At 65.3% G+C, this 25,752-nt stretch carries 28 protein-coding genes and 4 tRNA genes; 1 reads left to right on the top strand and 31 read right to left on the bottom strand.

Annotated elements, in window-relative coordinates; translation table 11 throughout:
• Positions 1–116: 116 nt before the first annotated feature.
• From rpsO to Q8R61_RS00780, 31 genes are all read right to left on the bottom strand, one after another.
• Complete coding sequence (gene rpsO, locus Q8R61_RS00930; RefSeq protein WP_305533432.1) at positions 117–386, bottom strand: 30S ribosomal protein S15; 270 nt, start codon at positions 384–386, stop codon at positions 117–119.
• Between the two features lie 88 nt (positions 387–474).
• The gene (gene truB / locus Q8R61_RS00925) at positions 475–1,371 is read right to left on the bottom strand and encodes a tRNA pseudouridine(55) synthase TruB (RefSeq protein ID WP_305533431.1); all 897 of its coding nucleotides are present in this window, start codon (positions 1,369–1,371) and stop codon (positions 475–477) included.
• Positions 1,368–1,742, bottom strand: coding sequence for a 30S ribosome-binding factor RbfA (gene rbfA, locus Q8R61_RS00920; protein ID WP_305533430.1), 375 nt, complete (start codon positions 1,740–1,742; stop codon positions 1,368–1,370). Before rbfA ends, truB begins: the two co-directional genes overlap by 4 nt.
• Before the next feature lie 106 nt (positions 1,743–1,848).
• Positions 1,849–4,626, bottom strand: a complete 2,778-nt coding sequence (gene infB, locus Q8R61_RS00915) for a translation initiation factor IF-2 (protein ID WP_305533429.1) — start codon at positions 4,624–4,626, stop codon at positions 1,849–1,851.
• Positions 4,627–4,635: 9 nt separating this feature from the next.
• The gene (nusA, locus tag Q8R61_RS00910; protein ID WP_305533428.1) at positions 4,636–6,114 is read right to left on the bottom strand and encodes a transcription termination factor NusA; all 1,479 of its coding nucleotides are present in this window, start codon (positions 6,112–6,114) and stop codon (positions 4,636–4,638) included.
• 18 nt (positions 6,115–6,132) lie between these two features.
• The gene (rimP, locus tag Q8R61_RS00905) at positions 6,133–6,618 is read right to left on the bottom strand and encodes a ribosome maturation factor RimP (protein ID WP_305533427.1); all 486 of its coding nucleotides are present in this window, start codon (positions 6,616–6,618) and stop codon (positions 6,133–6,135) included.
• 58 nt (positions 6,619–6,676) lie between these two features.
• Positions 6,677–6,763: transfer RNA gene (locus Q8R61_RS00900), tRNA-Leu, on the bottom strand.
• 24 nt (positions 6,764–6,787) lie between these two features.
• Positions 6,788–6,861 (bottom strand) — tRNA-Cys (locus Q8R61_RS00895).
• A 68-nt stretch (positions 6,862–6,929) separates the two neighbouring features.
• Positions 6,930–7,005: transfer RNA gene (locus tag Q8R61_RS00890), tRNA-Gly, on the bottom strand.
• 59 nt (positions 7,006–7,064) lie between these two features.
• Positions 7,065–7,634 carry a CDP-diacylglycerol--glycerol-3-phosphate 3-phosphatidyltransferase gene (pgsA, locus tag Q8R61_RS00885; RefSeq protein WP_305533426.1) on the bottom strand — a complete coding sequence of 190 codons (570 nt, stop codon included), beginning with the start codon at positions 7,632–7,634 and terminating at the stop codon, positions 7,065–7,067.
• A 25-nt stretch (positions 7,635–7,659) separates the two neighbouring features.
• On the bottom strand, positions 7,660–9,456 hold the full coding sequence (gene uvrC, locus Q8R61_RS00880; RefSeq protein WP_305533425.1) for an excinuclease ABC subunit UvrC: 1,797 nt from the start codon (positions 9,454–9,456) through the stop codon (positions 7,660–7,662).
• A gap of 4 nt (positions 9,457–9,460) precedes the next feature.
• Positions 9,461–9,646: a 4-oxalocrotonate tautomerase family protein gene (locus Q8R61_RS00875; RefSeq protein WP_296641616.1), complete on the bottom strand. Its 186-nt coding sequence runs from the start codon at positions 9,644–9,646 to the stop codon at positions 9,461–9,463.
• A gap of 2 nt (positions 9,647–9,648) precedes the next feature.
• Positions 9,649–10,272, bottom strand: a complete 624-nt coding sequence (locus Q8R61_RS00870; RefSeq protein ID WP_305533448.1) for a uracil-DNA glycosylase — start codon at positions 10,270–10,272, stop codon at positions 9,649–9,651.
• Positions 10,273–10,328: 56 nt separating this feature from the next.
• A complete protein-coding gene (gene bfr, locus Q8R61_RS00865; RefSeq protein WP_305533424.1) occupies positions 10,329–10,808 on the bottom strand; it encodes a bacterioferritin in 480 nt (159 codons plus the stop codon).
• A 122-nt stretch (positions 10,809–10,930) separates the two neighbouring features.
• The gene (locus Q8R61_RS00860; protein WP_305533423.1) at positions 10,931–11,143 is read right to left on the bottom strand and encodes a bacterioferritin-associated ferredoxin; all 213 of its coding nucleotides are present in this window, start codon (positions 11,141–11,143) and stop codon (positions 10,931–10,933) included.
• A gap of 85 nt (positions 11,144–11,228) precedes the next feature.
• Entirely contained in the window at positions 11,229–11,426 is a 198-nt protein-coding gene (locus tag Q8R61_RS00855; protein WP_305533422.1) for a hypothetical protein, read from the bottom strand.
• 47 nt (positions 11,427–11,473) lie between these two features.
• Positions 11,474–13,558, bottom strand: coding sequence for a TonB-dependent siderophore receptor (locus Q8R61_RS00850; RefSeq protein ID WP_305533421.1), 2,085 nt, complete (start codon positions 13,556–13,558; stop codon positions 11,474–11,476).
• A 100-nt stretch (positions 13,559–13,658) separates the two neighbouring features.
• Positions 13,659–14,078 carry a biopolymer transporter ExbD gene (locus tag Q8R61_RS00845; RefSeq protein ID WP_305533420.1) on the bottom strand — a complete coding sequence of 140 codons (420 nt, stop codon included), beginning with the start codon at positions 14,076–14,078 and terminating at the stop codon, positions 13,659–13,661.
• Positions 14,078–14,833, bottom strand: coding sequence for a MotA/TolQ/ExbB proton channel family protein (locus tag Q8R61_RS00840; RefSeq protein ID WP_305533419.1), 756 nt, complete (start codon positions 14,831–14,833; stop codon positions 14,078–14,080). Before Q8R61_RS00840 ends, Q8R61_RS00845 begins: the two co-directional genes overlap by 1 nt.
• Positions 14,834–14,836: 3 nt before the next feature.
• Complete coding sequence (locus Q8R61_RS00835; protein ID WP_305533418.1) at positions 14,837–15,523, bottom strand: energy transducer TonB; 687 nt, start codon at positions 15,521–15,523, stop codon at positions 14,837–14,839.
• Complete coding sequence (locus tag Q8R61_RS00830; RefSeq protein ID WP_305533417.1) at positions 15,520–15,705, bottom strand: hypothetical protein; 186 nt, start codon at positions 15,703–15,705, stop codon at positions 15,520–15,522. Before Q8R61_RS00830 ends, Q8R61_RS00835 begins: the two co-directional genes overlap by 4 nt.
• Before the next feature lie 23 nt (positions 15,706–15,728).
• Positions 15,729–15,911 (bottom strand): hemin uptake protein HemP, encoded by a 183-nt coding sequence (gene hemP, locus Q8R61_RS00825; protein ID WP_305533416.1) that lies wholly within the window; start codon positions 15,909–15,911, stop codon positions 15,729–15,731.
• Positions 15,912–16,021: 110 nt separating this feature from the next.
• Positions 16,022–18,172, bottom strand: a complete 2,151-nt coding sequence (locus tag Q8R61_RS00820) for a TonB-dependent siderophore receptor (RefSeq protein ID WP_305533415.1) — start codon at positions 18,170–18,172, stop codon at positions 16,022–16,024.
• A gap of 13 nt (positions 18,173–18,185) precedes the next feature.
• Positions 18,186–18,614 carry a biopolymer transporter ExbD gene (locus Q8R61_RS00815; RefSeq protein WP_305533414.1) on the bottom strand — a complete coding sequence of 143 codons (429 nt, stop codon included), beginning with the start codon at positions 18,612–18,614 and terminating at the stop codon, positions 18,186–18,188.
• The gene (locus tag Q8R61_RS00810; RefSeq protein ID WP_305533413.1) at positions 18,614–19,351 is read right to left on the bottom strand and encodes a MotA/TolQ/ExbB proton channel family protein; all 738 of its coding nucleotides are present in this window, start codon (positions 19,349–19,351) and stop codon (positions 18,614–18,616) included. Before Q8R61_RS00810 ends, Q8R61_RS00815 begins: the two co-directional genes overlap by 1 nt.
• Positions 19,348–20,037 (bottom strand): energy transducer TonB, encoded by a 690-nt coding sequence (locus Q8R61_RS00805; RefSeq protein WP_305533412.1) that lies wholly within the window; start codon positions 20,035–20,037, stop codon positions 19,348–19,350. Before Q8R61_RS00805 ends, Q8R61_RS00810 begins: the two co-directional genes overlap by 4 nt.
• Positions 20,038–20,130: 93 nt before the next feature.
• Positions 20,131–21,075 carry a cation diffusion facilitator family transporter gene (locus Q8R61_RS00800; RefSeq protein WP_305533411.1) on the bottom strand — a complete coding sequence of 315 codons (945 nt, stop codon included), beginning with the start codon at positions 21,073–21,075 and terminating at the stop codon, positions 20,131–20,133.
• Complete coding sequence (nagZ, locus tag Q8R61_RS00795; RefSeq protein ID WP_305533410.1) at positions 21,062–22,141, bottom strand: beta-N-acetylhexosaminidase; 1,080 nt, start codon at positions 22,139–22,141, stop codon at positions 21,062–21,064. The genes Q8R61_RS00800 and nagZ overlap by 14 nt, the downstream gene beginning before the upstream one ends.
• Positions 22,142–22,196: 55 nt before the next feature.
• Positions 22,197–22,577, bottom strand: coding sequence for a holo-ACP synthase (gene acpS, locus Q8R61_RS00790; RefSeq protein ID WP_305533409.1), 381 nt, complete (start codon positions 22,575–22,577; stop codon positions 22,197–22,199).
• A 234-nt stretch (positions 22,578–22,811) separates the two neighbouring features.
• Entirely contained in the window at positions 22,812–23,669 is an 858-nt protein-coding gene (locus tag Q8R61_RS00785) for a radical SAM protein (protein ID WP_305533408.1), read from the bottom strand.
• 178 nt (positions 23,670–23,847) lie between these two features.
• A tRNA-Ser gene (locus Q8R61_RS00780) sits at positions 23,848–23,935 on the bottom strand.
• A 308-nt stretch (positions 23,936–24,243) separates the two neighbouring features.
• On the opposite strand from Q8R61_RS00780, the gene Q8R61_RS00775 reads away from it, so the two are divergent.
• Positions 24,244–25,752, top strand: a complete 1,509-nt coding sequence (locus tag Q8R61_RS00775; protein ID WP_305533407.1) for a hypothetical protein — start codon at positions 24,244–24,246, stop codon at positions 25,750–25,752.

The following is a 25,752-nucleotide window of genomic DNA, read 5'->3' as shown; positions in this document are numbered from 1 at the left end:
TATTCCTTTCAAACAAAAACGCCCCGCTTCAGGCGGGGCGCAAAAAGCTCAGGGGCGCAGCCCCTGGGCCAGATTTTCGACGATGATGCGACAGCGGCTCACCGATTTCGATGCGCTTACTTGCGCAGACCGAGGCGATCGATCAGGGTCTTGTAGCCTTCGAGGTTGGTGCGCTTCAGGTAGTCCAGCAGCTTGCGGCGGCGGCTCACCATCTTCAGCAGGCCGCGGCGGGAATGGTGGTCCTTGATGTTGGCCTTGAAGTGGCCGGTCAGGTCGTTGATGCGTGCCGTCAGCAGGGCAACCTGCACTTCGGGCGAGCCGGTATCGGCGGCAGCGCGTTGGTAAGTCTGGACGATCTCTGCCTTTTGGGCGACGGTAACAGCCATGGTGTACTCCTTCTAAATCGCGTGGCCTGCGGCTGAGCGGGACACGTTCGGGGAAACCGCGAATTTTACGCCAAATCGGGGTCTGAACTCAAGCCTGCTGGGTGGCCACCAGCCGGCGCGGCGTCAGGCTGGCGCCATCGCTGTTGACCAGGCCGATGAAGGTGCCGGATGCGGCATAGACCCGGTTGAGCCCCGGATGGGCAGTGGCATGCGCGACGCTGCGGCCTTGGCACAGCGCCGCAGCGCCGGCCGCATCGAGTTCAAGCGCGGGCAGATGCGCCACCAGGCAATCAGCAGGCAGCAGTAGGGCGGGGCGCAGCGGGGCGTCGAGCGCCTCCAGTTCGGTCAGCGTATGCGCCTGATCCAGGCTGAATCCGCCCGCTGCCGTGCGTTTCAGCGCGGTCAGGTGGGCGCCGCAGCCGAGCGCTGCGCCGATGTCCTGCGCCAGCGTGCGGATGTAGGTGCCGGCGCTGCACTGCACGTCCAGCACCACGCGCGGCGGATCGCATTCGACGAGTTCGAGGGCCCGTATCGTCACCTTGCGCGGCGGTCGCTCGATCTCGATGCCGGCGCGCGCGTATTCGTAGAGCGGGCGGCCCTGGTGCTTGAGCGCCGAATGCATCGGTGGGATCTGCTCGATTTCGCCGGTAAAGCGCGGCAGCAAGGCCTCGATCTCGGCGCGGCTGGCATGGACCTCGCGGGTGGCGAGAATCTCGCCTTCCGGGTCGCCGGTCGTGGTGGTGACGCCGAGCTGCAGCACCGCGCGATAGTGCTTGTCGGCTTCGAGCAGGTAGGCGGAAAACTTGGTGGCTTCGCCGAAACACAGCGGCAACAGACCGTCGGCGAACGGGTCGAGGGTGCCGGTGTGGCCCGCCTTTTTGGCGTTGAGCAGCCACTTGGCCTTTTGCAGCGCGGCGTTGGAAGTGATGCCGACCGGCTTGTTCAGCAGCAGCACGCCATCGACAGGCTGGCGTTGCGCTTTCACTCGTCCTTGGGGTGCTTGGCGTCTTCGGCGACGGCCGTTTCGATCAGTTGGCTGAGCTCGATGCCGCGCTCGACCGAGCGGTCGTAGACGAAGGTGAGCTTGGGCACCACGCGCAGCTGCATGCGATGCGACAGCTGCGTGCGCAGAAAGCCGCTGGCGCGCTGCAGGCCCTGCAGGCAGGCGGTGTGCTCGGGCTCGCCGCCCAGCGTGGTGAAGTAGACCTTGGCGAATTCCATGTCGCGGTTGACCTCCACCTCAGTGATGGTCAGCATGCCGACGCGCGGATCCTTCACTTCCTGCCGGATCAATTCGGGCAGTTCGCGCTGGATCTGGTCGGCGACGCGGCGGGCGCGGGGGAAGTCTTTGGGCATGGTTGTTAGGGGCTAGGCGCTAGGAATTAGGGGCTAGGGAAGAAGGCGCGCGGCTCGCCGCGCTCATTCCCTAAATCCTAGACCCTAGATCCTAATCCCTCGGTCCTCACAGTGAACGCGCCACTTCCACCACTTCAAAGACCTCAAGAATGTCACCTTCCTGGATGTCGTTGAAGTTCTTCAGCGAGAGGCCGCATTCGAAGTTGGCCTTGACTTCCTTGACGTCGTCCTTGAAACGCTTGAGCGAATCGAGCTCGCCCTGGTGGATCACCACGTTGCTGCGCAGCACGCGGATGCCGGCGTTGCGCTTGATGACGCCGTCGGTGACGTAGCAACCGGCAATGGTGCCGATCTTGGAAATGACGAACACCTGGCGGACTTCCACGCTGCCGATGACGCTTTCGCGTTTCTCGGGCACCAGCATGCCTGACAGCGCGGCTTTCACCTCGTCCACCGCTTCGTAGATGATGTTGTAGTAGCGGATGTCGACGCCGCTGGACTCGGCCAGCTTGCGGGCCGACGCATCGGCGCGCACGTTGAAGCCGATCAGCACCGCCTTGGAGGCGAGCGCCAGGTTGACGTCGGATTCGGTGATCGCACCGACTGCGCTGTGGATGATGTTGACCTTGACCTCGTCGGTCGACAGCTTGGCCAGCGCGTGCGCCAAACCTTCGTACGAACCCTGCATGTCGGCCTTGAGGATGATCGGCAACTGCTGCACTTCGCCCTGGCCCATTTGGTCGAACATCGACTCCAGCTTGGCGGCCTGCTTCTTGGCGAGCTGCACGTCGCGGAACTTGCCCTGACGGAACAGCGCGATTTCGCGCGCCTTGCGCTCGTCCGGCAGCACCATCATGTCTTCGCCTGCCTGCGGCACGTCGGACAGACCCTGGATCTCGACCGGAATCGACGGACCGGCTTCGGCCACGGTCTTGCCGGCTTCGTCGAGCATGGCGCGCACGCGACCGAAGGCCTGGCCGGCCAGCACCATGTCGCCGCGGCGCAGGGTGCCGGACTGCACCAGCAGCGTGGTGACCGGGCCCTTGCCCTTGTCGAGACGCGCTTCGATGACGATGCCGCGGGCAGGACCGTCGGCGGCTGCCTGCAGTTCCAGCACTTCGGCCTGCAGCAGGATGGCGTCGAGCAGGCCGTCGATGTTGGTGTTGGCTTTTGCCGACACTTCGACGAACTGGGTGTCGCCACCCCATTCTTCCGGGGTGACGCCTTGTGCCACGAGCTCCTGGCGGATGCGCTCGGGGTTGGCTTCGGGTTTGTCGACCTTGTTCACGGCCACCACCAGCGGTACGCCTGCTGCCTTGGCGTGGTGAATGGCTTCGATGGTCTGCGGCATCACGCCGTCGTCCGCCGCCACCACCAGCACCACGATGTCGGTCGCCTTGGCGCCGCGCGCACGCATGGCGGTAAACGCCTCGTGGCCCGGGGTGTCAAGGAAGGTGATGACGCCTTTTTCGGTTTCGACGTGATAGGCGCCGATGTGCTGGGTGATGCCGCCGGCTTCGCCGCTGGCCACCCGGGTGCGCCGGATGGTGTCGAGCAGCGAGGTCTTGCCGTGGTCGACGTGCCCCATCACGGTGACGACCGGCGGTCTGGCGCGCACTTCGTGTGTGCTGACCTCGCCGCTGTCGACCAGGAAGGCTTCCGGCGTATCCAGCGCGGCCGGCTTGCCGATATGGCCCATTTCCTCGACCAGGATGATTGCGGTTTCCTGATCGAGCACCTGGTTGATGGTGACCATGCTGCCCAGCTTCATCAGCGCCTTGATCACTTCTGCGGCTTTCACCGACATCTTGTGGGCGAGTTCGGCGACCGTGATGGTTTCCGGCACCAGCACTTCGCGCACGACCGGTTCGGTGGGCGCAACAAAGGTGGTGTCTTCATGGCTGCCGGACTTGGATTTGCCCTTGCGACCGCGCCAGCCTGCATCAGGCACGGCGCCGCCACGGGTCTTGAGGCCACCCTTGCGGCGTGCGGCGTCGTCCTTCCAGGTGCCGCCGGGTTTTTTGTCCGGGCCCTTGGCGCCCTTGGCTGCAGCCGGCTTGTCCGGCTTGTGCAGGGTTTTTTCGGTGGGGGCAGCCGGTGCAGCAGGCGCTGCAGCTTTTTCCGCAGCGGCTACCTTGGCGGCTTCGCGCGCGGCTTCAGCCTGCTTGCGCAGGGCTTCGCGTTCGGTGCGTGCGCGGGAGTCGGCAGCCTGGCGTTCCTGCAGCGCCGTGTGGCGGCGAGCTTCCTCTTCGCGTGCCTTGACTTCTGCCTCGTTCAGGATCGAGGCCTTTTTGATGCGGGTGGTTTTTTTCGCGACCGGCGCGGCTTCTGCCGCCACCTCGGCGGGTGCAGCCTCGACTTCGACGGCCGCTTCGGGCACGGGCGCTTCAACGACCTTGGCCTTCTTGGCGGGCGCTTTCTTGGCGGCCGGTGCAGCTTCGGGCTCGGCGGCGGGCGCGGTTTCGACGACGGGGGTCGGCGCGGCCTCGACTTCGACGACGGGCGGGATGACGGCCTCGACCTGCGGGGCGGCCTGGACTTCCGGTGCGGGCTCTGCGACAGGCTGGGCTTCAGCCGTCAGCGCAGCGGCATCGCGCTTGACGTAGGTGCGCGACTTGCGGACTTCGACCTGGATGGTGCGCGATTTGCCGGTGCTGTCGGTCTTGCGGATTTCGCCTGTCTGCTTGCGGGTGATGGTGATCTTGGTCTTGCCGGTCTCGCCTCCGCCGCCGTGCATCTTGCGCAGATAGTCGAGCAAATGTGCCTTGTCCGCTTCGGTGACGGGGTCGACGACATCGTTCTTGCTGACGCCCGCCGCCTTCAGCTGTTCAAGCAACAGCTGCGGCGGCAGTTTCAGTTCCTGGGCGAATTGTTCAACGTTCATGCAGTCCTCTTAGCCTTGGGCGAACCAGGGCGCGCGTGCGGCCATGATCAATTGTTTGGCGCGTTCGGCATCCATGGCGGACATCTCAGTCAGTTCATCGACTGCCAGTTCCGCCAGATCCTCGGTGGTGTGGATGCCTTTGCTGGCAAGCGTGCGTGCGGTTTCGGCGTCCATGCCTTCAAGCGACAGCAGGTCGCCGGCCGAGGCCTCGACCTGCTCCTCGCCGACGATGGCCGCGGTCAGCAGCGCATTGCGGGCGCGGTTGCGCAGTTCGTTGACCAGGTCTTCGTCGAAGGCCTCGATCTCGAGCATTTCGTTAAGCGGGACGTAGGCGACTTCTTCCAGCGTGGAGAAGCCTTCGTCGACCAGGATCTGGGCGACTTCCTCGTCCACATCGAGTTTCTCGATGAAGAGCGCGAGCGTCTTGCCGCTTTCGTTCGACTGTTTCTCGTCGGCCGCTTCGCGCGACATGATGTTGAGATCCCAGCCGGTCAGTTCGGACGCCAGGCGCACGTTCTGGCCGCCGCGGCCGATGGCCATCGCCAGCTGCTCCTCGTCCACCACCACGTCCATGCTGTGCTTGTCCTCGTCCACCACGATGGAGCTGACTTCCGCCGGCGCCAGTGCGTTGATGACGTACTGCGCAGGATCGTCCGACCAGTGGATGATGTCGACGCGCTCGCCGGCGAGTTCGTTGGTCACCGAGGTGACGCGCGAACCGCGCAGGCCGATGCAGGTGCCGATCGGGTCGATGCGCGGGTCGTGCGAGACGACGGCGATCTTGGCGCGCAAGCCGGGGTCGCGGGCGGCGGCCTTGATCTCGAGCAGCTCTTCCTCGATTTCGGGCACTTCCAGTTCGAACAGCTTCATGATGAATTCGGGCGCGGTGCGCGACAGCACCACCTGCGGGCCGCGGGCGCCGCGGTCGATGCGCAGCAGGTAGGCGCGGACGCGGTCGCCGACGCGCAGGTTCTCGCGCGGGATCATCTGGTCGCGATGCAGGAAGCCCTCAACGCGGCCGGATTCGATGATCGCGTTGCCGCGGTCGATGCGCTTCACCACGCCGTTGACGAGGTGCTCCTTGCGGGAGAGGAAGTCCTGGATGATCTGTTCGCGCTCGGCGTCGCGGATCTTCTGCAGGATGACCTGCTTGGCGGCCTGCGCACCGATGCGGCCGAACTCGACGTTCTCCAGCGGTTCTTCGATGTAATCACCGATTTCGATGTCGGGGTGCTTGTCCTGGGCGTCGATCAGCAGGATCTGGTAACCCTCGGATTCCAGGTCGGCTTCGGTGACGACCTGCCAGCGGCGGAAGGATTCGTATTCGCCGGTTTCGCGGTCGATCGACACGCGCACATCGGACTCTTCCTTGAAGCGCTTCTTGGTGGCGGAGGCGAGCGCCTGCTCCAGCGCTTCGAACACCACGTCCTTGTCCACGTTTTTTTCGCGTGCCAGCGCGTCGGCCAGCATCAACAATTCACGGCTCATCATTTCCTCCAGCCTCGCCTAAACCAGGGGTTTCAGGCGGGCAGCGTCCACATTTCTCAAATCAACCGACACTTCCGTGCCATCAACGATCAACTTCACCGCTTCGTTTTCCAGACCCACCAGCTGACCGCTGAGGCGCCGCCGGTTGTCCATCGGTACCCGCAGCTTCAGCGTCACCTGCTCGCCGGCGAAGCGCACATAATCCTGCGGCTTGACCAGCGGACGGTCGATGCCGGGCGAGGACACCTCCAGCCGGTCATAGTCGATGTTCTCGACCGTGAACAGATGGGTCAGGTGATTGCTCACCGCCACGCAATCGTCAATCGTGATGCCGTCCGGCTTGTCGATGTAGATTCGCATCAACCCGCGACCGGCGCGCTCCAGCATCACCAGCTCGTATCCGAGACCGGCAAGAACAGGCTCCAGGCGCGCGGGTAAATCCATCATCGCAAATCCATTATCGCGGCAGGCGTCGCACAAATAAAAAATGGGCGAATTGCCCATTTAAACGTAATAAAGCGGCCGAATTATACCATTCGCGCCGGCAGACTGAAAGGGAAGATGGTGCCCGGAACCGGAATCGAACCGGTACGCCATCGCTGGCGAGGGATTTTAAGTCCCTTGTGTCTACCAATTTCACCATCCGGGCAAAGCGGACGGCCGAACTTGAATCTGGAGGCGCGAGCCGGAGTCGAACCGACCTACACGGATTTGCAATCCGGTGCATAACCGCTTTGCTATCGCGCCAATGCGGTAAACCACTAAACGAAAAGGGGAAAACGTCCGGACTGAGCCTTCTGTTTTCCCCGGAATGCTGGAGCGGGAAAGGAGGTTCGAACTCCCGACCTCAACCTTGGCAAGGTTGCGCTCTACCAGCTGAGCTATTCCCGCGTTGAAGGCTGCGCATTATGGTGATTCCGTCTTTTTCTGTCAACACCCCCGGGCGCAATTCAGGTCGTATTTCGCAAGGCGCGCGCGGCCATCACCAGGTAATACGCCATCGACACCAGGGTGAGCAGCGCGGCCACCCAGATCAGGACCGTGCCGAGGGTCGCGATCGGCAGGCCAGCAAATGGCTGGAAGTAGAGCAGCAGCACGATGGCGACCATCTGCGCCGTGGTTTTCAGCTTGCCGACGAAGGACACCGCGACGCTGGCCGATTTGCCGGCCTTGGCCATCCATTCGCGCAAGGCGGATATGGTGATTTCGCGGCCGATGATGATGAGCGCGACCAGCGGCGCCACGCGGCCGAGGTCGATCAGCACGATCAGCGCCGCGGCGACCATCAGCTTGTCGGCCACCGGGTCGAGGAAGGCGCCGAAGGCCGAGGTCTGGCCGAGTGCGCGCGCCAGATAGCCGTCAAGCCAGTCGGTCAGCGCCGCCACGCCGAAAAAGGCGGCCGCCAGCAGATTGGCCTGCTGCGGCGTCACCCAGCCGTCGGGCAAATAGAACACGCCCGCCATCAGGGGGATGAACAGGATGCGCAGCCAGGTGAGCAGGTTGGGGAGATTAAGGGGCATCAGTGCAGCGCAAGATTAAGGGGTATCAGTGCAGCGCATGGTAAATGGTTTCCGCCAATTCTCGGCTGATACCGTTGACCGAGGCAAGCGCGTCGACGCCGGCGTCGCGCACACCCTGCAGGCCGCCGAAGTGTTCAAGCAGCTGTTTGCGTCGTTTGGGGCCGATGCCGGCGATGTCTTCCAGCGTCGACTGCATGCGTGCCTTGCCGCGTTTGGCGCGGTGGCCTGTGATGGCAAAGCGGTGGGCCTCGTCGCGCACCTGCTGGATGAGATGAAACCCCGGATGGTCCTTGGCCAGCCTGAGTTCGCGGCCGTCGGCGAAGATCAGCGTTTCCAGACCGGGCTTGCGCGCTTCACCCTTGGCGACGCCGAGCAGCAGCACTTCGCCGAGCCCCAGTTCGTTCATCGCTTCGACTGCGCTCGATATCTGTCCCTTGCCGCCGTCGATCAGCAGCAGGTCGGGCAATACCCCGTTTTCCTCGATGCTCCTGTGGAAGCGTTTGGTGAGCGCGGCGCGCATCGCCGCGTAATCGTCGCCGGGGGTGATCCCAGCGATGTTGTAGCGGCGGTAGTCGGATTTCTTCAGGTCGTCGCCTTCATACACTACGCAGGAGGCAACGGTCGCTTCGCCCATGGTGTGCGAGATGTCGAAGCATTCGATGCGTTTCAGCCCGGGCAGGTCGAGCGTCTCGGCGAGCGCGGCGAGACGCTGTGACTGGTTGGCGCGTTCGGTGCTACGGCGCTCGGCCGACAGGCGGGCATTGGCCTGCGCCATGGTCAGCCATACACGGCGCTCGCCGGTGACGCGATGCTGGAGGGTGACCTTCTTGCCGGCCTGCTGGGAGAGCAGCGTTTCCAGGGTCTCGGTCTCGATGGATTCGCTGACCAGAATGCGCGCCGGAATCGGGTGGTCGAGGTAATGCTGGGCGATGAAGGCGTCGAGCGCCTCGGCTGGCGTCGCCCCTTCGCCGTGCTGCGGAAAGAAGCTGCGGTCGCCGAGATGGCGGCCGCCGCGGATCATCGTGAGGTTGACCGCGATCACGCCCGCGACGTCGGCCACCGCGACCACGTCGGCGTCGGCCTCGCTGCCGGTGGTGTCGACGAACTGTTTTTCGCGCACCGTCGCCAGCATCCGCAGGCGGTCGCGCAACAGCGCCGCCGTCTCGAAATCGAGCGCGGCCGCGGCGGCGTTCATCTGCGCGGTGATGTTTTCGGTCAGCGCGGTGGCTTCACCCTTGAGCAGCTGCGCGGCGGCCTCGATGTCGCGCGCGTAGGCGTCCGCAGCGATGCGATTGACGCACGGCGCGGTGCAGCGCTTGATCTGGTGCAGCAGGCAGGGCCGCGAGCGGTTGGCAAACACGCTGTCCTCGCAGGTGCGCAGCTGGAACACTTTCTGCAGCAGCTGCATGCTTTCGCGCACCGCGTAGGCATTGGGGTAGGGACCGAAGGCCTGGTCGCTTTTTTTCGGCGTGCCGCGGAAGTAGGCCAGGCGCGGGAAGCGGTGCCCGGTCAGCAGCAGGTAGGGATAGGACTTGTCGTCGCGGAACAGGATGTTGAAGCGCGGCTTCAGTCCCTTGATCAAGTTGTTTTCCAGCAGCAGCGCCTCGGCCTCGGTGCGCGTCACCGTGGTGTCGATGTGGTCGACGCTTTTCAGCATCAGCCGGATGCGCGGGCTCTGGTCGGTCTTCTGGAAATAGCTGCAGACGCGCTTCTTCAGGTCCTTCGCCTTGCCGACATAGAGCACCGCGCCGGCCGCGTCGATCATGCGGTAGACGCCGGGGCGGGTGGGCAGCGAGGCGAGGAATTCCTTGTCGACGCTCAAAGGCTCATTCTTCGTCGAGCAGCTTGCCGGCGATCGCCCAGTTCTCGTCCGGCAGCTCCTCGAACGCGATGTAGGTGTACGACGCCGGCTTGCCCGCATGGCGCTCCAGCGTGGCGGTGATTTCCTCGGCGACTTTCTGCTTCTGCTCGCGGGTCAGCGTGCCGGCGAGCTTGATGGTGACGACGGGCATGGTCAGTCCTTCGCTTGAATTTTCTCGAACACCGCCGCGAACATCTCCGGGGTGAGGCGGCGCGTCTGGGTATTGTAGCGGGAGCAGTGGTAGCTGCTGACCAGGCGCCGGCCGTCGGGCAGGCGGTAATCGCTGGCGTGGCCGAAGGGATAGTCCTTGAGCTTGAGGCCCTGCGCGCGAAGAACCGCCTGATGCGCGATCTGGCCCAGCGCCAGGATGCTGGTGTGCGCGGGCAGCGCGGCGATCTCGGCGGTGAGGAAGCGGTTGCACTCACGGATCTCGCCCGGCTCCGGCTTGTTGGCCGGTGGCAGGCATTTGACCGCGTTGGTGATGCGGCAGCCGGTAAGTTTCAATCCATCCTCGACCGACACCGATTCCGGTGCGCTGGCGTAGCCAAATTTGTGCAGCGTCTCGTACAGCAGCACGCCGGCGTAGTCGCCGGTGAAGGGGCGCCCGCTGCGGTTGGCGCCGTGCATGCCGGGCGCGAGGCCGACGATCAGCAGATCCGGCGCAGGGTCGCCGAAGGCGGGTACCGGGCGGGCGTGGTAGTCGGGATGGCGGACGCGCACCTCGTCCAGAAAGGTGGCGAGGCGCGGGCAGGCGCGGCAGTCGAGATCGAAATCCATCGGAAGCAACAAAAAACGCCCCACGGCGGGGGCGTCCATTGTACGCGCGGCGGCGCTCAGCTTTCGATCGGCCCGGCGGCAGTCTGCATGTAGTTCTGCTCGCCCATCCGCTTGACCAGGTCGAGCTGGGTTTCGAGGTAATCGATGTGCTCTTCGGTGTCGGCCTGGATGCCGGTGAGGATTTCGCGCGAGACATAATCCTTGACCGCCTCGCAGTGCGCGATGGCCTCGACATACAGCGCCCGGCCGGTGAGTTCCAGCTTGAGGTCGCAGCCCAGGCACTCGACCACGTTCTCGCCGATCATCAGCTTGTTCAGGTCCTGCAGGTTGGGCAGGCCTTCCAGGAAGAGAATGCGCTCGATCAGCTTGTCGGCGTGTTTCATCTCCTCGATCGATTCCTCATATTCGTGCTTGCCCAGTGCAGTCAGGCCCCAGTTCTTGTACATGCGGGCATGCAGGAAATACTGGTTGATGGCGGTGAGTTCCACCGTCAACGCCTTGTTCAGATACTGGATGACTTTCTTGTCGCCTTTCATGCTGCACTCCTGATGTTTGCAGGCGCCGGCGTACATGCCGGTGCTCGATGGTTGAGTCAGTGGGGTTGCCTGACCATTTTAGGAAGGGAGGCCGGTAAGACAAGCCTAGCGGTAGGGCAGGATCAGGCCGCAGCCAGTCCCGGGCAGAGCGCGTCTTCGCTGCGCATCTCGTTCACGGCTTCGCGCAGCACCTCCTTGGCACAGCGGCCACATTTGCCGCACTGAGTGGCGACGCCCAGTTCGCGGCTCAGTTCGCGCATCGTGCACACGCCTTCGGTCCGCACCAGTCGGCGGATATCGGTATCAGTGACACTGTGGCAGAGGCAAACGTACATTGCGTTCTCCAGCAAATGGATCAGATGCGCTTATTTTATATAAATGAGAATGATTGTCAACAACATTCTCGGCATCTCCCAGCCTTCAGCATACGGAAAGCAGCAGCTTGCTGCAGCCGCGCGCGCATGACGGGAAACCGGAGTCCGCGCAGTTGCAGCGCGTCCTCCGGGCGTTGCGGCTTTTCTTGACGAGCGCGACCTGCGCGCCGGCCGACAGGCCGGTCGCCCAGTTCGCCCCGGCGAGCAGTTGGCGGATTGCCGTCAGCGCGTCGGGCGCCAGCACCGTGTCAGTGATGACGACCCTGTTTTTTCGAAAGTCGTGACGCAGGGTCAGAAGGTGTATTTCGCACCCACTTCGACTGCCCGTTCGGGGCCGGCGTAGATACCCTGACGCAGACTGGCGATGTAGCGCTCGTCGGTCAGGTTCTTGATCGCGCCGAAGAGCTTGAGCTGCTTGTTGACGTCGTAGCTGCCGGTGAGGTCGACGGTGTAGTAGCTCGGAATCAGGCCCGACCAGATGGCACCGCCGCTGCCGGTAATGGGGACGCTGTTGTCGCCGGAACCGAACTGTTCATCGACATAATTCCAGGAGAGTGCGGCGTTGACCGGGCCCGACGCGTAGCCGAGGCTCAGGTTTGCCAGCAGTTCGGGCGAGTACGGCAGGCGGTTGCCTTCGTTGATGCCACCGCCGCGATTTTCGCGGTATTCCGAAACCGGAATCCAGGTCAGGTTGCCGTCCACGCTGAAGCCATTGCCAAAGCGGTAACCCAGCGCCCCTTCCAGGCCGCGATGCAGGGTGCTGCCGGCGTTTGCGTTCGCAAGCCCGCCTGAGATGGCCGGGGTGATCTGGTTGTCGAAATCCATCTGGAACGCGGTGAATTCATAACGCAGCGCCCCGCTTTGGCCACGCACGCCGAATTCGACGTTGATGGAGTGTTCGGCGTCGAGTTGCTGATCGACCCCGGTCACGATCGATTGCGCGTTGAGTGGCGGCGAGAACGCCTTGTAGACGCTGCCGTAGAGCTGGGCGGCGGGGTTCAGCTTGTAGGTTGCGCCGATCCCGGGCAGGTATTCGGTGTTCGAACTGTCGCCGTTGTTGGCACTGTTGCGGAGGTCTTCACGCTCCTGCGTGTAGCTTTCGATCCGCAGGCCGGGGGTGATCGAGAGCCTGTCTGTCACATCGAAGCGATTCTGCGCGAAGAGAGCGTAGCTGGTGGCGGAATCGATGCGGTCGGTGGTGATCGTGCCCGTACGCGGGTTGGCGCGGGTCGCGGCGATACCCTGATCGACCATTTCTTCCTGCATGACGCGCACGCCGATTTCGGCCTCGCCGCCTACGCCGAAGAGCGTGTTGGCGACTGTGAGACGGGAATCCAGGCCGATGCGGTCGAAAGAGCGGTTGTTGCCGTTGACAACGTTGGTGTAAACCCAGCTTCCGGCGGCGGTCGAGGCAGCGCTGTCGACAGCAAAGCGCCAGTAGTCGCGGTACATCTCGCTCCAGTAGAGCACGGTGTTCAGGCTCATGCCGGGGCGGATTTCCCACATATGGTTGATATCGAGCGATTTGCGTTCGGTCAGGAAGTAGTCATCCGGCGCGGGGTTGTACTCGGCGCCGGCGTTGTATTCGCCCAGGAACAGGCCGCGATAGGAAATATTGGCGTCGTTTTCGTAATACGTGAATTTCGCGCCCAGCCACTGGTTGTCACCCAGCGCCATGCCGGCCTTGACCATCAGGTCCTGCATGTCGAAGCCCTTGTCCTGGAAGCCGTCGCTCGACGCGCGGGTGTAGAACAACCCGGCCTGGGCTTCGCCCGAAGGCGTCGAGCCGCCCGCTTCGAGAGTGGCTTCGCGATAGTTGTGCGTGCCAACGCGGCCCGAGACGGCGAAGCCGTCGATGGGGTCCCTGGTCTTGTAGTTGATGACGCCGCCGATGGTGTTGGGGCCGTAGCGCAGCGCAGCGGCGCCTTTCAGCACTTCGATTTCGTCCATGCGCTGGATGCGCGGGTTGTAGTAGCGGCCGTTGCCGACGAAGAGACCCGGCGCGATGGGCACGCCGTCTTCGAGAATCAGCGTTTTGTAGTCTGCCGCGCTCAGGCCACGGATGCCGATGTTGGCGACAACGGCCGTTTCTTCTTCGCCCTTGATGTGTACGCCGGGAACCTTGCGCAGGGCATCTTCGGTGGAAAGTGGCTGGATACGGTCGAGTTGCGCCTGGTTGACGATCGAGACTGAACCCGGTTGCTTGGTAATGGCTTCTTCGCCGCCAGAGATGACGTCGATACGCGGCAATTCAATCTGGGCGGCCATCCCCTGGGCGGGGAAATTGAGTGCCACGGCCACAGCCATGGCCAGCCGGGATCGGGTGAGTGCCTGTGGCGCGCCATGCTGCCTGAAACTGCGGGTGATGCGGTTCATTGATTGCTCCTTGCGTCAGATGAATCTGGCTGGCTTGACGCAAGGCATGCGGCTGGCTGGCTGGGGTTGAAAACGGACGATTGCGTCCTTTAGTGAAACCTTATTGGGTGCGGGGATCGGTCACGAATCCCAGCTTGACGAGCCCGGCCTTGGCCGCATCGGCCATGATCTGCGCGACATGGCGATACGCGAGATCACCGTCGGCGCGCAGATGGATTTCCGGCTGTGGCGTCCGCTGCGCGGCGACGGCCATGCGGGTTTGCCACGCCGCGGCGTCGACCACCTCGGCATTCCAGAACACCGTGCCGTCAGCCTGGATCGACAGCTGGATCGTCTCGGGCTTCATCTCATTCGGCTGGCTCGACGCCTGCGGCAGGTCGACCTTGACCGCGTGCGTCATCAAGGGCGCGGTGATGATGAAAATTACCAGCAGCACCAGCATCACATCGATCAGCGGAATCATGTTGATCTCCGCGTGGTCGCCGTCGCCGGCCTCGTTCGTGAGTCCGCCGAAAGCCATCAGGCGCGCCTTGCCACGGGCGCGGCGTAGATGCGCGCCTCGTCCTTGTGCACGCGGGTGTTGTTGCGCAGCCCGGTCGACATGAAGGCGAACAGGTCATGCGCGAAGCCGTCAAGTTCGGACAGCATGGTGCGCTTGGCGCGGTTGAAGAAGTTGTAGGCGAGCACGGCCGGGATCGCGACCGCGAGGCCCAGCGCGGTCATGATCAACGCCTCGCCCACGGGGCCGGCGACCTGGTCAAGACTGCCCGAACCGCTCATGCCGATGTTGACCAGCGCGTGATAGATGCCCCATACCGTGCCAAACAGGCCGACGAACGGCGCGGAGGACGCGATCGACGCCAGCATGGTATGGCCATACTCCAGGCGCGCGGTGTCCTGGTTGATCGCGCGGCGCAGCGCACGGGTCAGGAATTCGTCTTCCGAGCCCGACTCGACCAGGCGCTGCCCGGTCTTGTTGCGGTACTGCTCGGCTGCCTTGAGCCCGTGGTGGGTCAGGTGCGAGAACGGATCGTTGATGCCGTGGCTCTGCAGGTAGTCGGCGACCGCGGCCAGACCGGGCGCATCCCAGAAACGCGCGAGGAACGCCTCGGCATGCTTTTTCATGCGCCAATTGGCGAGACTCTTCGACACGATCAGATACCAGGTGATCACCGACATCGTCACCAGCACGACGAGCAGCACATGGGCGAGACCGTCGGCCTGCGCGATGAAGTGGGCAAAGCCCAGCGGGGTTTGGGTTGCGGCGGATTCCATGGCTTAACTCCTGAGGGTGAACTGAATCGGCACGATGACCCACGCGGCCACCGGCCTGCCGCCTTGGCGGGCGGGCTCGAATTTCCAGCTGGACTGCACGGTGTCGATGGCGGCGCGGTCGAGACGCGGATGACCGCTGCTTTCCGCCAGCTCCAACTGCGCGACGCTGCCGTCCGGGTTGACCAGAATGTTGAGACGCACCGTGCCTTTCTCGCCCAGGCGTTTGGACAACGCGGGGTAGGACGGCTTGGGATTGTTCAGGTAATCCGGCGGACGCGGCGGTGTGGGCGTCGGGGGGGACGGCGGCGCCGGCTTGGGCGCTTCCGCGACCGGCGCGGGTGCCGGCGGCGGCAACAGCTCGGGCACGGGTTCGGGCAGCGGCGTCGGCTTGGGCGTTTCGACCACCGGCTGCGGGACGGGCGTCGGCTTGGCGGCCAATACAGGCGTCGGCAGCGGCTTGGTCACCGGTTTTGGCGGTTGTGGTTTGGGTTCAGGTTTGGGTTGCGGCTGCGGTGCTTCGACCGTGGGCGTGAGCAGGCTCACCATCAGCGGGCGCGGCGGCGTGATCGGTTCGGGCGTGGCGGGCGCGAACAACAACCCACCGAGCAGCCCGGCATGCGCGAGCGTCACCGCGGCCAGACTGGCGGGCGACAGACGCGAGACCGACACGTGGGCGGACTGCGGATTCATTGCGGCGGCAGTGCCTCGTATTCCAGTTCGTCAATCAGATACAGGCAGGAATCGCGCTCATCCGGGCTGAGTGCGGCATGTTGCGCGGCCCGGCTCAGCAGCAGCGCGGCGGTGGAGCGGCTGCGCGCGCAAGGGCGGCGTAGCAGGAGCAGGGCGGCGATCAGAAGCGAGGTCGGGGGCATGTGCGTCCTTTCAGGCGTGGGGCTTACTTGGTCAGGATCAGCCTGCCGTTGCGGGTGATGCGCAGGCGGTAGGTTTCGTCCCGATGGGTGATCTGGATTTCCTGCCGCCCCTGGAACAGGCGGTCCGTCGAAACCGGGTCCGGCAGGCAGGGCTGCGCATCCGGCTCGGTAGCACTACGCTTGGGATCGGTCGGGCTGGGTTTCATGGATGCGGATCCAATATCGAATACGCGAATAATAATGATTCTCAATCATAAATCAAGTGCAGGCGCAAAAAAATGCGCAGGGCGCGCACCCGTCAGGCGACGGGATGACGCTACAGCTTGCCTTCCACGCTCAGGAACACAACGCGCACGCCGTCAGCGCGGTCTGTCTCGCGGCTGTCGAGTGTGCTGCCGGACCAGGCCTCGCTGTCGTTGCCGCGACCGCTGCGGGTGAGGTTGTCGACCGACAGGCGTAGGCTCAACTGGCGGTCGAGTTTCTTGACCGCATAGAGGTCGAGCTGCTGACGCGCACGCTGGGTGAGCTGTGTGTCGGCGCTCGCCTCGCGACTGAATGCGGCGCTGAGGCTGAGATTGCCGCCGACGGTCAGCCGCCACGGCGCATGCTCGTAGTCAAAGCCGAGGTTGCCGCTGTGACGCGGGCTTTCCTGTCGCAGCTGGGGGTCGTCTAGGCTAAGACGGCTGGTCGAGGCGTTGCCGCGCAGGGTGAGCGCTGGCAGGCGGATGGGCTTGATCTTGAAATCGGCGACCAGGCTGGTTTCGTCTGCGCGGCCGACATTGGTGGGACGCTCGACATAGCGTGCGCCCTCGAGCTGGGTGAGCCGCTGTACCTTGTCGTCGATCTGGCGCAGATACAGATTGAGGCCGGCGCTGCCGCGCTTGTGGGGCAGGAAATGTTCCACTCCGAGCTGCAGCGTGGCGGTCTGTTCGGCGTCGAGCGCGGGGTTGCCGGCGCGGTCGGGGTTGCTCAGGGTGTTGGTGCCGGTTGCGGTGCGGATCACCGGCGAGAGCGCGCGCACGCCGGGCGGCGCGTCGGCGAGCGCGAGGCTGGCGCGCAGGTTCCAGCGCGGGTCGGGTTGCCACAGATAGTGCAGCGAGGGCAGCCAGGCGGTGTGGGTGTTTTTCACCGTTGCATCGAGCGCGTCGGTGACTTCGCTGGCGCTGCGCTGCAGCCGTAGGCCGGGCGTGAGCAGATGGCGCTCGGCGATCTGCCATTCGTCCTGCGCCCACAGCGCGAACAGCTGCTCGCGGCTGTCGGCGCGCGCCTGCGCACCGAGCGCGACGGGCGCGCCGTTGAGCGTGTCGCGGCGGCGATCGCGCACCTGCTTGTGGCGTGCTTCCACTCCGGCGGTGGCCAGGTGTGCACCGGCCAGCGGGCGGCTGCGCTTGGCGGCCAGGCTGACTTCGACGCCGTCGCTGGTGGTGCGCGTGCGGGTCTGGTCGACCAGCGCGTCGGCAGCATCATAGGTGTCGAGCTGCTGGCTGCGGCGTTCGCTTTCACCCTGCAGCGACAGTCGCGCACTGGCTTCGCCTGCACCCGGCAGGCGGCGCTTCCATTCGGCGGCCAGGCGGCCGTTCATGCGCTGCGTGGCCTCGCGTTCGCGCTCGCGGCCATCGCTGACCAGCCCGGTGCCCAGCAGCGGATCGGTATAGGTGCTGCGTTGGATGAGGGTGAGGCGGTCGAGTTCGCTGAAGCGGAAGAAGGGGCTGAGCGTGAGGCGCGCGCCCGAGTCGAGGTCGCGGGTAAAGCGCGGCGCCAGGTGCAGCGCGTATTCGCGGCCGCTTTCTCGGTCGGTTTCAATGTCCCAGTCGTCGCGCACGCCGGCGCTGAAATGCTCGGCAGACACCGTGCGGTCGCCGCTGAGCGGCCGCGAGTTGGCAAAGCCCATCCACAGCACGCCGGTTTCGCCTTCGCGCGCGCCATACACGCCGCCGATGCGCCCGCCGAACGCATCGCCGTTGTGGCTGAGGCCGACGCGGAAAGTGCCGGTTCTTTTTGTCGGCACGTCGCGCAGGATCAGGTTGATGGTGCCGCCGGGACCGGCCGGAAATTCCGCCGTGCTGTTGCGGATGATCTCGATGCGCTCGATCAGTTCGACCGGCAGGCTCAGCGCCATGCGGTTACCGCCGGGCAGGGCTTCGCCGTCGACGATGATGCGCGGTTCCAGGCGATCGGCCGGCTGGCCGCGGCCACGCCGGCCGCCGCCGTCGGCGGCAAGACTCACGCCCGGCAACTGACGCAGGATTTCACCGATCGTCGCGGCATCGAGCTTTTCCAGATCCTCCCGACTGATGATGAGCTTGGCGGCCGATGACTCCTGACGCGCCGCATCCGCGTCGTAGGCCGGCGCGGTCACCTGCACCGTCTCCAGCGTGGCGGGCGCGTCAGCCGGCGTCTGCGCCAGCAGCGGGGACGCTGCATGCAGGCAGAGGAAGGCAAGCAGCCGGGGCAGGGCAGTGTCCATGCGAGAAGCACGCTCAGGGCGCGGAGGCGTCGCGCGGGTCGGTGACGAAACCGAGCTTCACCAGGCCAGCGCGCGACGCGTCGGCCATGATGCGGGCGACATGACGATAGGCCAGGTCGCCGTCTGCGCGCAGGTGGATTTCCGGCTGCGGCGTCTGCTGCGCGGCGGCGGTCATGCGCGCCCGCCACGTGTCGGCGTCGACCGCCTCGGTGTCCCAGAACACCGTGCCGTCGGCCTGGATCGACAGCTGGATCGTGTCCGCCTGCTGCGGGCTGGGCTGGCTCGCGGCCTGCGGCAGGTCGAGCTTGATCGCATGGGTCAGCAGCGGCGCGGTAATGATGAAAATGATCAGCAGCACCAGCATCACGTCGATCAGCGGAATCATGTTGATTTCCGCGATGTCCTGCGAGCGCCCGCCGGAATGGAGTCCGCCGAAGGCCATCATGCGCTCCTTGCGGCAGGGTCGGGTTTCGCCCCCTGCTCCTGGGCGCGTACGCCAGTCGACATGAAGGCGAACAGGTCGTGCGCAAAGCCGTCGAGTTCGTTCAACACCATCCGGTTCGAGCGATTGAAGAAGTTGTACGCGAGCACGGCCGGGATCGCGACCGCGAGCCCCAGCGCGGTCATGATCAGCGCCTCGCCGACCGGTCCGGCCACCTGGTCGAGGCTGCCCGAGCCGCTCATGCCGATGTTCACCAGCGCGTGATAAATCCCCCATACCGTGCCGAACAGGCCGATGAAGGGTGCGGAGGATGCGATCGACGCCAGCATGGTGTGGCCGTATTCGAGTCGTGCGGTGTCCTGGTCGATGGCGCGGCGCAGCGCGCGGGTCAGGAATTCGTCCGCCGAGCCCGACTCGATCAGGCGCTGGCCGGTCTTGTTGCGGTATTGATCGGCCGCGTTCAAACCATACTCGGTGAGGTTGGAGAAGGGATCGTGCACGCCGGCGGTGCGCAGGTGCTCGGCCACCGGTTCCAGCCCCGGCGCGTTCCAGAAGTTTTCCAGGAACACCCGCGCGCTTTTGCGCATGCGCCAGTTGGCGATCGCCTTGCTGGCGATCAGATACCAGGTGATGACCGACATGGCCAGCAGCACGATCAGCAGGAAAAGTGCAAGCGCGTCGGCCTGCGTCAGAAAATGGGCGAGGCCCAGTTGAACCGGTTCGTCAGGGGCGTTCATGGTTGACTCCTCAGGGTGAATTGTATCGGCACGATGACCCAGGCGGCGACCGGCTGGTCGCCCTGGCGGGCGGGCACGAAGCGCCATTGGCGAACAGTTTCCAGCGCCGCCTGGTCGAGCCGCGGGTAGCCGCTGCCTTGCTGGATCTCGACCTGCTGCGCGAGGCCAGCGGGGTCGACCTGGACCCGCAGCCGCACTTCGCCTTCCTCGCCCAGGCGGCGCGATACGCTGGGGTAAGGTGGCCTCGGGTTGTCCAGGTAGGCCGCGTCGAAACGCGGCTGCACCACGGGTGTGGGCACTTGCGCGGGTTGCGGCGGCGCAATGGGCGCAGGCGCCGCGAGCGGCGCGACGGGTTCCGCCGGGCGCACGGCCGGCACGGGCGCGGCGGCGGGTTGCGGGGCCGTCGGTGGGGCCACTGCGACCGGAGGCGATGGCGCGCGCAATGGCTGCGGCGGACGGGGCGGCGTGACGACCGGTGGCGGCGGGGCCGTCACGGGGGCGGGCGGTTCAGCCGCGGTTTCGATCAGGCGGACATGGATCGGGCTCGGCAGTGCCGGTGCCGGCGGGGTGTGGGGCGCGGCCAGGATCAGGCCCAGGATGACGGCGTGCATCGCGATCACCCCGGCCAGCACGCCGGGCGCGCGGAACGGCGGGGCGAAGCGCAGATCGGTGGAAAGCGTGTGCATCAGGGCGGCAGGCCGGCGTGCGGTTCAGGAGCCGCATTGTGTCATGCCCGCTGGGCGCGCTGGAGCGGATAAAACAACCAGGCACACGGCAGGCTAGCGCGGCGGATAAGGGCCGCGCACCAGCGGCACCGCCGCTGGCACCTCGGGCTGCAGGGTGACGTGGCGGATGCCGTGGCGCGTATCCAGCGTCTGGCGTGCGGCGTTGAGGAGGGCCGGCCAGTCGTCCAGGCTGCGGATTTCCAGATGCGCCGACAGCGCGATGGTACCGGACGACAGCGTCCACACATGCAGGTCGTGCACCCGATGCACGCCGCCGAGCGCCGCCAGGTCGCGGCCGACGGCATCGAGTTGGACATGCAGCGGCACCCCTTCCATCAGCACGTGCACGACCTCGCGCAGCAGGCGCAGCGCGGCCACCAAGATCAGCGCGGCGACGAACAGCGACAGCAGCGGGTCGATCGGTGTCCAGCCGGTGGTCACCACCACCACCCCGGCGGTGATGGCGGCGACCGAACCAAGCGCATCGCCCAGCACATGCAGCAGCGCCGCACGGCTGTTGAGCGTCTGCTCGCCGCGATGCAGCACCCAGGCGACGGCGAGGTTCACCCCGAGGCCGATTACCGCGACGCCGATGACGGCGCCGCCTGCGATGTCGCGCGGATTGCCGATGCGGTCGATGGCCTCGCTCACGATGAAGGCGATCAAGCCCAGCATCAGCAGACTGTTGAACAGGGCGGCCAGCACCTCGGACCGCACCAGGCCGTAGGAGTGCAGCATGCTGGGCGGCCGCCGCGCCAGCCAGGCCGCGGCGGCCGCCAGCCCCAGCGCCGAGCTGTCGGTGACCATGTGGGCGGCGTCGGCCAGCAGCGCGAGCGAGCCTGACCACCAGCCGGCCACCGCCTCGACCACGGCGAACGACAGTGTCAGTAGTAGAGCGATGATCAGGGTGCGGCTGTTGCCGTCGTGCCCGACGTGGTGGTGGACGTGGCTTTCGCCGCGCTCGAGCGCGAGCGCGTCGTCGTGCTTATGAACGTGCACAGTAGTCAGTCGGGTCAGGCTGCAGGTTGAGGTCGGCCGAATCCTGCCCCAGCCCGGCAATATGGTGCAGCGCATTGACGTAGCGTGCCGATTCGCGCAGTTGGGTCAGGCTCGACGGATGCGGATGGCCGTGCATGCGCGCCAGCCGCGCACGGGACGGCGCGGGCCAGTCCACTTCGAGGCGGGCCAGTGCCTCGTCGGCGAGATCGGGGCGGTTGCAGATCAGCGCCATGTCGCAGCCGGCGTCGAGCGACGCCGTCACCCGCTCGACGATGCCGCCGGCCACGCCCGCGGCTTCCATGCACAAGTCGTCGCTGAAAATCATGCCGTCGAAACCGAGTTGCTGGCGCAGCAGTTTTTGCAGCCAGACGCGCGAAAATCCGGCAGGCTGGGCGTCGACCTGCGGATAGATCACGTGCGCCGGCATCACCGCGGCGAGCCCCGCCTCGATCATCAGGCGGAACGGCACCAGGTCGGCAATCGCCATGTCGGCCAGCGTACGTTCGTCGACCGGGATATCGACATGCGAATCCGCCTTGACGAAGCCGTGGCCGGGAAAATGCTTGCCGCAGGCGGCCATGCCGGCGTCCTTCATGCCCAGCATCAGCGCCTGCCCCAGCTGGAACACGGCGTGCGGATCAGCATGGAAGGCGCGGTCGCCGATCACCGAGGAGGCGCCATAATCGAGGTCGAGCACCGGCGCAAAGCTGAAGTCGACGCCGTGCGCACGCAATTCGCCCGCCAGCACGTAACCGGCTTCGCGCGCCAGTTCGCGGGCGCGTTGCGGGTGGTCGTTCCAGATTTCACCGAAAGCGCGCATCGGCGGCAGTCGCGTGAAGCCCTCGCGAAAGCGCTGCACCCGGCCGCCTTCGTGGTCGACGCCGATCAGCAGCGGCGCGGATTTGAGCGCATGGATCTCGGCAGTGAGCGCCGCCAGCTGCGCCGGGTCGCGGTAGTTGCGCGTGAACAGGATCACGCCGCCGACCAGCGGATGGCCAAGGCGGCGGCGGTCGTCGTCGGTCAGCTCGGTGCCGGCGACGTCGAGCATCAGGGGGCCGAGCGTCATCGACGCTCCTGAATGAAAAGTGGCGTCATCGAAGCTCCGGTAGAGAAATCAGGCGTCATGGGCACTCCAATATGACGTAGGCGAGGACCAGGTCGCCCTCGTCCGACAGCGAGACATGGTGCGCTGTAATCCCTCGGTCCACCAGCCAGGCCGCCAGTTCGGGCGCGCATTCGATATGCGGCTTGCCATGCGCATCGCGCAGCACCGCGATGTTGCGCAGCGTGATGGGCGGACGCAGCCCGGTGCCGGCAGCCTTGGCGAACGCCTCCTTGGCGGCGAAGGCCTTGGCGAGAAAGCGTGCCGGGTCGCGGCTGACGTAATAGCCCGCGTGTTCGGCCGGGGCAAGCATGCGGTCGGCGTAATGCTCGCCGAAGCGGGCAAGGCCGTCGCGAATGCGGCGGGCGTCCAAGAGATCAGTGCCGATGCCGTGGATCATGGGCGCCCTAGAAACCGTGGTTGGACGCGCCTGATGGCGCGTGCGGGCGTGTGGATGCCGCGAAACGAGGAGGCAGCAGGCCGGCGCCTGCAACGACGAGCGACAAAGGCAGGCACGCGTCCGGATGTGCCAGCAGGTGCGTAGCGCTTCCCCTTGGGTAAGGGCCCGAATCGAAGGCAAAAAGCGGGATCAGCATAGAGGCTCCAAAGCTTAACAAGCGGTCAACCACGGTTTTTAGGGTGAAACCTTCACCGGCAGCCCCGCGGCGCGAATTTTTTCAGCAAAGGCGTCGAGCCAGGCCGCCGGCAGCGCGGACAGCCGGTCGGCCTGCGGCTGCATCGAAGGCCGCGCCAGACCGTAGAGCAGCACGCCCTGCAGCGGAATGCCTTGCTGCCGGATGCGCGTCACCGCGGCCAGATAGGCCGCCTGTTCCGCATCGGAAGGCGGTGCACCGTCCGTCGCGAACACGCAAGTTTGTAGCCAGGTCGGACACAGGCGCGCGGTCGCGGCCAGTCGCTCGAACTGCTTGTCGGGCGAGATGCGCGTCTGGTTGATGCTGCGCATGCCACTGGCGGTTGCGCTGTCGAACTTGAACCACATTTCGCCGTTCAGCGCCGCCATTTTTTTGAGGCCGTCCTGCACGCGCGGCCGGTCGGCCAGACTGCCGTTGGTGATCAGCACCAGCTTGATCGTATCGATGAGACCGAAATCCGCCATCACCCGGCCGATCAGGTCGATCACCTGCGGAAAGGCGCGGGCGCTGGTCGGCTCGCCATTGCCCGACAGCGCAATGTCGTTCAGCCGCCGTGCGCCTTCGGGTACCCGCGTCTGCATGAAGTCGCCGTGCAGGATGTCGGCAAACATCGCGCGCAGCTCGGTCTCGAGTTGCGCCAGATCGATCTCCGGCGCTGCGCCGCGCACCAGATCGGGCACCTGGCAATACACGCAGGCCCAGTTGCAGGCGTTGTTGGGATTGAGGTTAACCCCCACCGATACGCCGCCGGCCCGCCGCGAGACGACGGGATAGACATAGGTCATCCCCGCGCTGTCGCGGTCATGGTTGACGGGAGTGAGGGGAGCAGTCTGGGGCATGCGGGGATTTTCTCATGACCCGACGAAAAACACCGTGTTCTTGCGCCCGGTTTCAAGCATGCGCGCTACGCACGCTGGCTAAAACCAAGTATCTGGCGGAAGCGGTGAGAGGCTTCCCGCTTCCTTGTGGGATGGGTTTTAGCACGCGTGCTGCGCACGCATGCTGAAACCACGCATCTGGCGGAAGCGGTGAGATTCGAACTCACGAACGGTTGCCCGTTGCCGGTTTTCAAGACCGGTGCAATCGACCACTCTGCCACGCTTCCAAAAAAATCTGCACGATGCGGGCGGCCGGTTTTGGCTTCGGCCGCGCTTCGCGCTTAACTGCAAGCAGGTTAGCCTGACGGCGCGAATTGTAGCGGGTTCGCCGGGCTTTGTCGGCGGGTGGGTGCGTCGGCACGGGCTGACGCGGCTTCATCAAGGAGTGTCGGGTTTTCGTTATCCCGGCCGCCGGGGCTGACGACAGCCTGACGCGGGGGTCAGTAAAACCAATGCCTTGGATGCGGCAGGGCAGCGCGGCCGGCTGGCATAGATGGTGCTGTTCAACAGCACACGCCATCCATTGAGTTGTCCCATGCCCGAATTCTTTGACATGCTGACCACGATCGCCCTCCGCAGAAAAGCCGGGAGCGGATCGCCGTTCGCCTCGGTAAAGCGCACCGAGAAATGGCTGAAGACCCTGCCTGCCGATTCCGATTACGACAGGCATCACGCGCTGGTCCAGGGGCTTGAGCGCTTCAACGCGGAACACGCTGCGGCGACGCTCAGTCGCATGAAATCGCTGCTGAAGCTGGAGGAGGCGGGGTTGCCGCTGCAGGAACGCATCGTCGAACAGTATGTCCGCAATCAGGCGTCATTTCGTCTGGCGCGTCAGGCACTGTGGCGCGAATCGTGGATGTTCTGGTCGCTGCTGGCGGAAGCCTGGTACGAGATGCTGAAGCACGCCTACCGCAATCCGGGCAGCGAAGACCTCAAGCCGCATGTGGCGGATTTTGCCGCGCGCACGCTGCGCTACATCGGCCTGGTCATGCGCTGGGACTATCACCAGGCACGCAGCCCGTCGCCGTCGGCGTGGCGTCGGCTGCACAAGATCTACCGGCTGGTCGAGCGCGACGGCCATGTGCTGACACCGGTGCGGATCGATGCGAAACCGACCCACTGCGCGCGTGAATACACGCTGGTGGTGCTGATGGGTCTGGTGCATCCGCTGGGTTATCGCACCCAGGAAATCGAATCCATCGCCGAACTGATCGAACGCTTCGAGCCGCTGCCGCTACCCGACGTTGCTGCGCGACGGCAAATCCACACGCACATGGTGGACCTGACGCAGAGCGAGGGGGCGAGCATGCTCGAACCCGACTGGGTGGAAGGCCGTCGCCTGCGCTACCTGGCGCTGGGTCCGCTGGTTGCTCATCTGCGCGGGCTCGAAAACGACGCATCCGAAGACGGCACGGGCGGGCTCGCCCAGCAGGTGGCCAGTCTGATCGAGCGCGGCGGCATCCGCCGCAACCTGCAGCGCACCAACCGCTTCGGCCGCGTGTGGGTGGCGGCCGGCATGGACAACATACTGGCCGCGCTCGCCCAGTACGACGGCGATCCGGCACGTTCGGGCCTTGAGCCCTGGATGCTGCGCGACGAAAGTCCGGAGGGCATGGGCTTTGCCCTGCCCGAGGTGACGGCGCTGCCGCACGGTCGCCTGGTGGCGGTGAGCTGGGATCCGGCTGAGAATGTCTGGCAGTTGCTGGCGATCCGCTGGAACCGCGAGGAGGACGATCAGCATCTGGTCGGCGCGCAGCGCCTGTCGCGTCATCCCAAGCGGGTGGAAATTTATTTCGAGCCGACCTCGGAAGGCAGCATGCCGGAAAAGACCTGGGCGCTGTATATGCCGATGACGCATCCCGACCAGGGCGTCAGCAACCTGTTAATCCCGCAGTCGCACTATCGCCTCGGCGCATCGCTGATGCTGCGCGACGGCGACATGCTCTACCGCCTGCGGCTGGGCGAGGTCATGGAAAGCCACGAAGGCTGGCTGCGGGTCGGCATGGATGTGCTCGGCCGCGAGCAGTTCGCCGCCGCTGCCTAG

The organism is Thiobacillus sp., from assembly GCF_030696885.1.
Lineage (GTDB): Bacteria > Pseudomonadota > Gammaproteobacteria > Burkholderiales > Thiobacillaceae > Thiobacillus.
The sequence above is the reverse complement of the archived record's forward strand: the minus strand, read 5'-3'. Positions and strand labels throughout refer to the sequence as shown.

What these genes read in the sequence shown, in the direction of transcription:
- acpS (WP_305533409.1), bottom strand. Translation starts at nt 22,577, where the DNA reads ATGATCCACGGCATCGGCACTGATCTCTTGGACGCCCGCCGCATTCGC.
- Q8R61_RS00775 (WP_305533407.1), top strand. Translation starts at nt 24,244, where the DNA reads ATGCCCGAATTCTTTGACATGCTGACCACGATCGCCCTCCGCAGAAAA.
- rbfA (WP_305533430.1), bottom strand. Translation starts at nt 1,742, where the DNA reads ATGCCCAAAGACTTCCCCCGCGCCCGCCGCGTCGCCGACCAGATCCAG.
- Q8R61_RS00830 (WP_305533417.1), bottom strand. Translation starts at nt 15,705, where the DNA reads ATGCCCCCGACCTCGCTTCTGATCGCCGCCCTGCTCCTGCTACGCCGC.
- Q8R61_RS00840 (WP_305533419.1), bottom strand. Translation starts at nt 14,833, where the DNA reads ATGGAATCCGCCGCAACCCAAACCCCGCTGGGCTTTGCCCACTTCATC.
- Q8R61_RS00870 (WP_305533448.1), bottom strand. Translation starts at nt 10,272, where the DNA reads ATGGATTTCGATCTCGACTGCCGCGCCTGCCCGCGCCTCGCCACCTTT.
- Q8R61_RS00815 (WP_305533414.1), bottom strand. Translation starts at nt 18,614, where the DNA reads ATGGCCTTCGGCGGACTCCATTCCGGCGGGCGCTCGCAGGACATCGCG.
- Q8R61_RS00805 (WP_305533412.1), bottom strand. Translation starts at nt 20,037, where the DNA reads ATGCACACGCTTTCCACCGATCTGCGCTTCGCCCCGCCGTTCCGCGCG.
- hemP (WP_305533416.1), bottom strand. Translation starts at nt 15,911, where the DNA reads ATGAAACCCAGCCCGACCGATCCCAAGCGTAGTGCTACCGAGCCGGAT.
- rimP (WP_305533427.1), bottom strand. Translation starts at nt 6,618, where the DNA reads ATGGGCAATTCGCCCATTTTTTATTTGTGCGACGCCTGCCGCGATAAT.
- bfr (WP_305533424.1), bottom strand. Translation starts at nt 10,808, where the DNA reads ATGAAAGGCGACAAGAAAGTCATCCAGTATCTGAACAAGGCGTTGACG.
- Q8R61_RS00785 (WP_305533408.1), bottom strand. Translation starts at nt 23,669, where the DNA reads ATGCCCCAGACTGCTCCCCTCACTCCCGTCAACCATGACCGCGACAGC.
- nagZ (WP_305533410.1), bottom strand. Translation starts at nt 22,141, where the DNA reads ATGACGCTCGGCCCCCTGATGCTCGACGTCGCCGGCACCGAGCTGACC.
- nusA (WP_305533428.1), bottom strand. Translation starts at nt 6,114, where the DNA reads ATGAGCCGTGAATTGTTGATGCTGGCCGACGCGCTGGCACGCGAAAAA.
- Q8R61_RS00860 (WP_305533423.1), bottom strand. Translation starts at nt 11,143, where the DNA reads ATGTACGTTTGCCTCTGCCACAGTGTCACTGATACCGATATCCGCCGA.
- Q8R61_RS00820 (WP_305533415.1), bottom strand. Translation starts at nt 18,172, where the DNA reads ATGGACACTGCCCTGCCCCGGCTGCTTGCCTTCCTCTGCCTGCATGCA.
- Q8R61_RS00875 (WP_296641616.1), bottom strand. Translation starts at nt 9,646, where the DNA reads ATGCCCGTCGTCACCATCAAGCTCGCCGGCACGCTGACCCGCGAGCAG.
- Q8R61_RS00850 (WP_305533421.1), bottom strand. Translation starts at nt 13,558, where the DNA reads ATGAACCGCATCACCCGCAGTTTCAGGCAGCATGGCGCGCCACAGGCA.
- Q8R61_RS00810 (WP_305533413.1), bottom strand. Translation starts at nt 19,351, where the DNA reads ATGAACGCCCCTGACGAACCGGTTCAACTGGGCCTCGCCCATTTTCTG.
- pgsA (WP_305533426.1), bottom strand. Translation starts at nt 7,634, where the DNA reads ATGCCCCTTAATCTCCCCAACCTGCTCACCTGGCTGCGCATCCTGTTC.
- Q8R61_RS00845 (WP_305533420.1), bottom strand. Translation starts at nt 14,078, where the DNA reads ATGGCTTTCGGCGGACTCACGAACGAGGCCGGCGACGGCGACCACGCG.
- Q8R61_RS00835 (WP_305533418.1), bottom strand. Translation starts at nt 15,523, where the DNA reads ATGAATCCGCAGTCCGCCCACGTGTCGGTCTCGCGTCTGTCGCCCGCC.
- infB (WP_305533429.1), bottom strand. Translation starts at nt 4,626, where the DNA reads ATGAACGTTGAACAATTCGCCCAGGAACTGAAACTGCCGCCGCAGCTG.
- rpsO (WP_305533432.1), bottom strand. Translation starts at nt 386, where the DNA reads ATGGCTGTTACCGTCGCCCAAAAGGCAGAGATCGTCCAGACTTACCAA.